Genomic DNA, 8,232 nt, shown 5'->3' on the forward strand with positions numbered 1-8,232 from the left:
CGCTTTATACCTGCTCGCACAGGGAGACGCGCTCAGAGGTAACCGGTGTGCGACTAGGGGATTTCTTTAGCCGGGGGGCTGCACGCACCAATAGTTGCGCTTCGCGGCGGTTTTTACACTGGACCGCAATGCAACGGTAGCCACACCGCTCCCGATTCTCTTGTAGGAGCGAGGCTTGCCCGCGAACGAGGCGCTGCGGTCTCTCAGGCAGACCGCGTCAACGTTCTTCGCGGGCAAGCCTCGCTCCTACAGACAGCGGCGCAGTGTCACCCCACTAACAATAATCAAAACGGAGAATGCCCATGCTGCGTTCAGCGGTTGCGCAACAAGACGCATCGATCGGCGTTGACGAGAATGTCGTCGACAGCCAGGCCTTTGCGCAGGTACTGGCTGAAGTACGCCAGCGCCGCGACGAGTTCGACGCCGGCTCCCATGTGCCACGGGACATGATCGAGCGTTTCAAGCAAGTGGGCATCTACCGTGCCGCCACGCCAAAATGCTTCGGCGGTGACGCCCTGGCGCCGGCCCTGTTCCTGCAAATGATCGAGCGCATCTCCGAAGCCGACGGCTCGGCGGGCTGGGTTGCCAGCTTCGGCAGTGCCGGTGTCTACCTGGCGGCTTTGCCACGTGAAACCCTGGCTGAACTCTATGCACAAAGCCCTGACCTGGTATTCGCCGGCGGCCTGTTTCCATTGCAACCGGCTGAAGCGGTAGAGGGTGGTTATCAGGTCAACGGTACCTGGAAATTCGCCAGCGGCTGCAAGGGCGCTGACTTGCTGGGCGTGGGCATCGGTGCTGCGGGCGGCAAGCCACGCACCGCTGTATTCCGTCCGGAGCAGGTAGAGATCGTCGAGAACTGGGACGTGGTCGGCCTCAAAGGCACTGGCAGCCACGACCTGCGCGTGTCCGACAAGCGCGTCGACGAGCGCTGGACCTTCATCCGCGGCGGTGCCTCGACCATCGACGAACCGCTGTTCCGCTATCCCTCGATTGCCTATGCCGCGCAAGTGCTGGCGGTGGTCAACCTCGGCCTGGCCCGCGCTGCCCTCGATGAAATCAGCCGCATGGCTGGCGGCAGTGGCATCACCGGCGCGCCGAAACTGTCCGACCGCGCCTACGTGCGCATCGAAATCGCCAAGGCCGAAGCCAAGCTCACTGCCGCCCGCGGTTTCTTCTACAACGCCACCGAACAGGTATGGAACTCGATCCTCGCGGGCAATCCGGTCACCCCGGAGCAGACCAGCCTGTTGCGTTTATCCGCCATTCACGTGTCCCAGGCCGGCGCCGAGGTGGTGCAAAGCGCCTACAGCCTGGCCGGTACCACCGCCATTTACCTGCGCCATCCGCTGCAACGCTACCTGCGCGACTCGATGGTGGTGACCCAGCACGCCTTCCTCAGCGAAGGCCTGTATGACGGCGCCGGCTCGGTGTTCCTCGGCGTACCGCCGTTCCCGGGCTACATCTGAAACCTCTATTTCAAGGATCAAGACTCATGACCCAAACCACTCAAGAACCATTGCGCGTCGTCTTCTGCATCGGCATCACCCAGAACTTTTTCGACCTGCCCACCGGCGAAGGCCTGAGCGTGTGGAAAGGCTTCAGCAAGATGATGGGCGACCTGGGCGCGATGCCCGGCATCACCGTGCTCGGCGCCATGGATGACGACCGCCTGATGGTCGGCCCGTCCACTACCTCGCCCTGGACCGTGTACATCATGGCCGACGTCGACTGCCACCAGTCGGTGATCGATGCCTGCAACCTGTTCCGCACCACGCCGGTGAACGAATACAGCCTGTGGCGCTACGCCAAGGTCGAAGCGCGCATCGGTCGCCCGCTGACCATCCCTGACGCGGCCAAGGTGTAAGCCATGAACGAGGCCTTGCTGCAGCGTCTGGCGACGCTCGAAGGGGAAAGCGCGGTGCGTCGCTTGATGGCGCGCTACATGGACCTCTGCGACGTGCCGAGGGCGCCGACCCAGGTCAGCGAACTGGCCGAGCTGTTCTGCGTCGATGCGATCTGGGAAGGCGTTGGTCGCGAGACTGCGCAGACCTTCGGCCAGCATCGTGGACGCGAGGCCGTGGCGGCGTTTGTCGGCGGTTACCTGCCGCCGTCGGACCACTTCCAGCTGAACCTGCATTACCTCACCAGCGAGTCGATCGTGGTCGACGGTAATGCGGCGCAAGGGCAGTGGATCATGCAGCAGATTTCCACCTACGCCGATCAGCGCAGCGAACTGTTCGGCACGCGACTGAACATCGATTTCCGTTGTGTCGACGGCGTGTGGCTGATCGCGCATTTCCGCACTCAACGCTTGTTCAGCTCTCATTTATCAAAGCAGGAGCTGGGCGCATGAGTACTTTCATCAGCGAATTTCTCCTCGGTGGCAACGGCAAGCGCGTGGCCATCAAGGATTCCATCGACATCGCCGGCTACCCGACCCGCTCCGGCAGTCGTGCCTTTGCCGATGCGCCAGCGGCGACGAAAAACGCCGAAGTGGTGGACGCGATTCTCAACGCTGGGTGGCAGATCGTCGGCAAGACCAACCTGCATGAACTGGCATTTGGTGTCACCGGCATAAACGACTGGACCGGCACGCCGGTGAATCCTCAAGCACCTGATCGGGTGCCGGGCGGTTCTTCCAGCGGTTCGGCATCGGCTGTTGCCGCCGGGTTGGCGGACATCGCCCTCGGCACCGACACCGGTGGTTCGGTGCGGGTGCCGGCGGCCTGCTGCGGCATTGCCGGACTCAAGCCGACCTACGGTCGTGTAAGCCGCATCGGCGCGCATCCGCTGGAGTCCAGCCTCGATTGCGTCGGGCCATTCGCCAGGACCATGGACGACCTGATCGCCGCCATGCAGGTGATTTGCCCGGGCTTCAACGTGCAAGGTTTGCCAGGTGACGGCGCCAAGGTCGGCTTCCTCGACGTGGCCTGTGACGCCCACCTGCAAGCCAGCCTGGGTGCTGCCGCCGACCGCGCGGGCTGGCGTCGCAGCCACCTGCAATTGAGCGAATTCGAAGCCGCGTTCGCCGCGGGCCTCACCGTGATCAATTTCGAAAACTGGGCCGCGTTTGGTCACCTGACCGGCAAAGGCCTGATCGGTGCCGATGTGGAAACCCGCCTGCTGGCGGCCAGCCGCACGACTCGTGAAGAGCTCGCAGAGGCAGAAGCCGTGCGCACCCGTTTCACCCAGCAGGTGGATGCCGCGCTGGAAGACTTCGCCGTGCTGCTGTTGCCGACCATGCCGAGCCTGCCGCCGACCCTGAGCGAAGCGCGTAGCGGCAGCAAGGCCGTGGCCGGCATGACCCCGCTGGTGCGTCCCTTCAACCTCAGCGGCCATCCGGCGCTGACGGTGCCGGTGGAGCTCGATTGCGGCGGGCTGAAAGTCGGCCTGCAGATTGTCGGTCGCAAAGGCCAGGACGAACTCGTCTGCGCCTTTGGTGCGCAGTTGCAAGCCTCAACCCTTTAAATCTAACAAGAAGCCATGAGGAGAACCGCATGAGCACTCATGAATACCGGCTGATCGCAACGTCGAAAAGCCCCGAAGAGCTGGTCCAGCACGACCGCGTCGACGTTTCGCTGTACAACGACCCGGCGCTGTTCGAAGCCGAGCTCGAGAAGATTTTCTACCGCACCTGGGTGTGGGTCGCCCACGAAAGCGAAGTGCGCAACAGCGGCGACTTCAAGACCGCCACCATTGGCCGTCGCCCGGTGATCGTCGTTCGCGACAAGAAGAACAACATCAACGTGCTGGAAAACCGTTGCCGCCACCGCGGTGCCACTGTGTGCGAGAAGCACAAGGGCAACGCCACCGGTTTCACCTGCCCGTACCACAGCTGGTCCTATGGCCTGGACGGCAAGCTGCGGGCGCTGCCGTATCCGGACGGCTACGAAGGCATCCTGGAAAAGTCGGAATTGCCGCTGACCAGCCTGCGCGTGGAAAGCTACGCCGGCATGGTCTTCGCCAGCTACAACGACGAGATCGAACCGCTGGAAGATTTCCTTGGCGGCGCCAAACACTGGATGGACCTGTTCATGAAGCAGGGCGCCGGTTACCCGATCAAGACCCAGGGCGAACACAAGTTCAGCTTCAAGGGCAACTGGAAGATCCAGCTGGAAAACACCACCGACGGTTACCACTTCCCGATCGTGCACAAGTCGTTCATGTCGTCGGTGGATGAAGAAACCTCGGAAATGCTCTCGTTCATGACCGACGAGCAGGCCGTCACTCACTCGCTGGGCAATGGCCACAGCGTGATGGTGATGGTGCCGGAACACGTCGATCTCGATCACGATGACGGCACCGAACAATTGCAGGAACGCTTTGCCCACGTCACCGAAGAACTGTCGAAAACCATGCCGGCCGATCAGGTACGCCGCATCGTGCGCTCGCTGCACGGCGCCGGTTTCAACCTGAACCTGTTCCCCAACGTGGCGATGTCGATGTCGTTCTTCCGCGTACTGCGTCCGGTGTCGGTCACCGAAACCGAGATCCGCCACGTGGCCCTGGGCATGGACGGCGGCCCGGAAATCGCCAACCGCGAACGCATGCGTATCCACGAACACTTCCAGGGCCCGTTCGGTTTCGGCAGCCCCGACGATGCCGAAGCCTGGGACCGCGTGCAGCGCGGCTCGTACGCCGGCGTCGACGCGCCGATCCTGGTCAACCGCGGCCTGAACCGCGAAATCACCGCTGAAAACGGCGACAAGGTCAGCCACGCCACCGACGAGGGCGGCATGCGCGGAGCCTACGACATGTGGAAAAGGATGATGAGCCAATGAGCAATCAAGACACCCTGAACGGTTTTTCCGGCCCGTTGGCCCAGGCCATCGAATTCATCTGGCGCGAAGCCGAACTGCTCGACCACAAGAACTATGCCGAGTGGGCGACCTTGTGGAGCGAGAGCGGCAAGTACATCGTGCCGATCGACCCGGACACCGAAGACTTCGAGGCGACGCTGAACTACGCCTACGACGACGCACGCATGCGTGACCTGCGCATCGAACGCCTGACCGCCGGTTACTCGCCGTCGGCGGTGGACGCGGCGAAAACCATCCGCACGATCTCGCGTTTCCGCCTGGTTGAAGCGGCCGGCGACATCGTCGAAGTCAACTCGGCGCAGTTGCTGTACGCCTACAAGCGCGGCGTGCATACGCCGTTCGTGGCCGACCTGAACCACCGCATCCGCTTCACCGATGGCGTGCCGACCCTGGAGCGCAAAGTGGTGCGGCTGATCAACTCCACCGACAGCCTGAGCGCGCTCGGCTTCCTTCTGTGAGGGCAACATCATGAGTCGAGTAGCCCTTGTAACGGGTGCCTCGCGCGGGTTGGGCGAGTGCATCGCCCGCCGTCTGCACGGGGCGGGTTATCGCGTCGCCCTGGCGGACGTGCGCCTCGATGGCGTGCGGCGCCTGGCTGCCGAGCTGGATGCCAGCGGTGCCAGCGCTGTCGCCATTGAGCTGGATGTGCGCAGCAAGTCCGACTTCCAGCATGCCCGCGACGTGCTGGTCGAGCATTGGGGCGGCTGCGACATCCTGGTGAACAACGCCGGAGTATCGAAAGTCGCGGCGCTGATGGACATCACGCCCGAAGAGTTCGACGAGTCGATGGCGATCAACCTGCGCGGCACTTTCGTCGCCTGCCAGGTGTTCGGCGCGCACTTCGCCGAGCGTGGCTTTGGCCGCATCGTCAACATCGCGTCCCTGGCCGGGCAGAACGGCGGTACCGCCACCGGCGCGCATTACGCCGCGGCCAAGGGTGGCGTGGCGACGCTGACCAAGGTGTTTGCCCGTGAACTGGCGCCGCAAGGCGTGACGGTCAACAGCATTTCGCCAGGTCCGCTGGACTTGCCGGTGGTGCGCGAAACCGTGGCCCCGGAGCGCCTGGAACAGATTCTGAAAATGATCCCGGCCGGCACCCTCGGCGACCCGGCGTTCATCGCCGACAGCGTGCTGTTGTTGGTTGCCGACAACGCAACGTCCGTCACGGGCGCGTGCCTGGACATCAACGGCGGCCTGTACATGCGCTGAGCATGGATGAACCAATAACCCTGTAGGAGCTGGCTTGTCGGGTCGCCGCATCGCAGCGAAGGCGTGCTCTTTGGCGATGCAAGACTCAAGGCCGCCTTCGCTGGCAAGCCAGCTCCTACAGGGGGTGTGTTAAACAAAAAAATATTCAGGTGATGCCATGATGAAGGTGAAAATCGAAAGGATCGTCGACGAAGCACAGGATATCCGTTCCTTTCGCCTCGTGCGCAGTGACGGCCAGCCGCTCGACACCTATGAACCGGGTGCCCACGTCGACCTGACCGGGCCGACCGGGGTGACCCGCCAGTACTCGCTGTGCAGCCCGCCGCAGGATCGCCGCGCCTACCTGGTGGCGGTGAAGAAAGAGCCACAGTCGCGCGGTGGCTCCCAAGCCTTGCATGAGCAAGTGGAAGAGGGCATGGAGCTGGAAATGGGTGCGCCGCGCAACCTGTTCCGCCTCGACCCCAATGCCCGCGAACACGTGCTGTTCGCCGCTGGCATCGGTGTGACGCCCCTGTTGAGCATGGCCTATCAACTGGCGGAAAGCGGCCAGCCGTACCGCCTGCATTACTTCGCCCGCTCGGCGCAGTACGCCGCGTTTACCGAACTGCTGGCGACGAATTTCGGCGATCACGTTGAGTTCCACTACGGCGTCGAACCGGGTGACCTGGACGCTGAATTGAGCGCCTGCCTGGACCGCGCCAACCCGGCGGCACATGTCTACACTTGCGGCCCGGCACCGTTCATGAACAAAGTGGTGGAAGTGGCTGCGCGTAGTCGCGCCGATGAGGCCATTCACCTTGAGCACTTCGCTGCGGATCCGGCGGCCAACAGCGCTCCGGCCGGCGGTTTCGAAGTGCAGCTGGCCAGTTCCGGCGTGGTGCTGCAAGTGCCGGCCAACACCAGCCTGGTGGATGTGTTGCAGGCCCACGGTTGCGACATCGACACCGAGTGCCGCGAAGGCATCTGCGGCACCTGCATCGTCGAGGTGCTGGGAGGCGTGCCGGAGCACCGCGACAACTGCCTTTCCAACAAGGAAAAGGCCTCCAACCAGCAGATTTGCGCCTGCGTTTCACGGGCACTTTCCGCTCGTCTGGTATTGGACATTTGACTTAAAGGATGCTGGAAAGCGTGCGCCGGAGCCTGTTGAATGGGCGCCCGGCGGCCCCCAGGGAGGAGAAGGCTGGAACACCAGACATTTTTACCGAACCGCTCGGCGAAGCGGTCGAAAAATAACAACAAAAACGTGAGGCTTTGCGGACATGATTACAGCATCGACGGTGCGCAACGAGGCGTTCGAAAGTTGGTTGAGCCAGGTGAACCAGGCCTGCGGGCGTTTCGACGCCCGGGCGCTGGACACCGACTTCTACGGCCAACTGACGGAATTTCGCAGCGGCGCGATCAACCTCAGTGTGGTCGACATGGCGCACGTGCATCTGTATCGCACCAGCAAGGACGTCAGCACCAGCAGCGACGGCCACTATTACGCAGTGTTCCAGCTGCGCGGCAGCTCGCACCTGGAGCAGGGCGAGAACCGCACGCAACTGGGCTGTGGCGACATCGCCCTGATCGACGCCAGCCGCCCGAGCGACATGACCTACAACGATGACTCGCGCCAGTTGTCGCTGATCCTGCCGCGTCAGGTGGTGGAGCGGGGGTCACACTTCACTGCCGTCAACTGCGCCACGCGCATCGGCGCCAACAGCCCCCTGGCGGCGATGGCCAACAAGCTGGTGCTGGAGACGCGTCATCAGGAAGGGCTGGACATGCAGGAAAGCGAGGCGGTGCTCGACGCCCTGGCCAGCCTGTTATTGCCGGGGATCAGCGCCCGTGACGGTGCTGCCGATCCCCATGAGCGGCAGTTCCGCAAAATCATCGCCTTCATCGACGCACACCTCAGCGACGAAGAACTGTGCCCCGAACTGATCGCCCGTGAAGTGGGCATTTCCGTGCGCGGCCTGTACCGGATGTTCTCCAAGCGTGGCCTGGTGGTGGCGCAATACATCAAGCACCGGCGCCTGGACTTCTGCGCGGAAAACCTGCGCCGTGCCGATGTCGAGCAGAAGCTGTCGGCGCTGTGTTACGCCTGGGGTTTTTCCGATTCCAGCTACTTCTCGTCGGCGTTCAAATCGCGCTTTGGCGTGTCGCCGGGGGCTTATCGCAAGCGCTATAGCCAGCACTGATACAACACATCTTCTGTAGGAGC

At 63.0% G+C, this 8,232-nt stretch carries 9 protein-coding genes; all 9 read left to right on the forward strand.

What is annotated here, in order from left to right; translation table 11 throughout:
* The first annotated feature begins 302 nt into the window (after window positions 1-302).
* The 9 genes from HFK74_RS28130 (at window position 303) to feaR (ending at window position 8,209) form a co-directional block, all read left to right on the forward strand.
* A complete protein-coding gene (locus tag HFK74_RS28130; RefSeq protein WP_180206361.1) occupies window positions 303-1,466 on the forward strand; it encodes an acyl-CoA dehydrogenase family protein in 1,164 nt (387 codons plus the stop codon).
* Window positions 1,467-1,492: 26 nt separating this feature from the next.
* Window positions 1,493-1,864 (forward strand): hypothetical protein, encoded by a 372-nt coding sequence (locus tag HFK74_RS28135; protein WP_180206362.1) that lies wholly within the window; start codon window positions 1,493-1,495, stop codon window positions 1,862-1,864.
* A gap of 3 nt (window positions 1,865-1,867) precedes the next feature.
* A complete protein-coding gene (locus tag HFK74_RS28140) occupies window positions 1,868-2,353 on the forward strand; it encodes a nuclear transport factor 2 family protein (protein WP_180206363.1) in 486 nt (161 codons plus the stop codon).
* Entirely contained in the window at window positions 2,350-3,468 is a 1,119-nt protein-coding gene (locus HFK74_RS28145) for an amidase (RefSeq protein WP_180206364.1), read from the forward strand. The genes HFK74_RS28140 and HFK74_RS28145 overlap by 4 nt, the downstream gene beginning before the upstream one ends.
* 29 nt (window positions 3,469-3,497) lie before the next feature.
* The gene (locus HFK74_RS28150; RefSeq protein ID WP_008062096.1) at window positions 3,498-4,781 is read left to right on the forward strand and encodes a Rieske 2Fe-2S domain-containing protein; all 1,284 of its coding nucleotides are present in this window, start codon (window positions 3,498-3,500) and stop codon (window positions 4,779-4,781) included.
* Window positions 4,778-5,278, forward strand: a complete 501-nt coding sequence (locus HFK74_RS28155; protein ID WP_056723082.1) for an aromatic-ring-hydroxylating dioxygenase subunit beta — start codon at window positions 4,778-4,780, stop codon at window positions 5,276-5,278. Before HFK74_RS28150 ends, HFK74_RS28155 begins: the two co-directional genes overlap by 4 nt.
* A 10-nt stretch (window positions 5,279-5,288) precedes the next feature.
* Window positions 5,289-6,029 (forward strand): SDR family NAD(P)-dependent oxidoreductase, encoded by a 741-nt coding sequence (locus tag HFK74_RS28160; protein ID WP_180206365.1) that lies wholly within the window; start codon window positions 5,289-5,291, stop codon window positions 6,027-6,029.
* A 157-nt stretch (window positions 6,030-6,186) separates the two neighbouring features.
* A complete protein-coding gene (locus HFK74_RS28165) occupies window positions 6,187-7,137 on the forward strand; it encodes a PDR/VanB family oxidoreductase (RefSeq protein WP_180206366.1) in 951 nt (316 codons plus the stop codon).
* 151 nt (window positions 7,138-7,288) lie between these two features.
* Window positions 7,289-8,209, forward strand: a complete 921-nt coding sequence (gene feaR, locus HFK74_RS28170; RefSeq protein ID WP_180206367.1) for a transcriptional regulator FeaR — start codon at window positions 7,289-7,291, stop codon at window positions 8,207-8,209.
* Window positions 8,210-8,232: the final 23 nt, after the last annotated feature.

It is taken from the genome of Pseudomonas sp. SbOxS1, from assembly GCF_013416725.1.
GTDB lineage: Bacteria > Pseudomonadota > Gammaproteobacteria > Pseudomonadales > Pseudomonadaceae > Aquipseudomonas.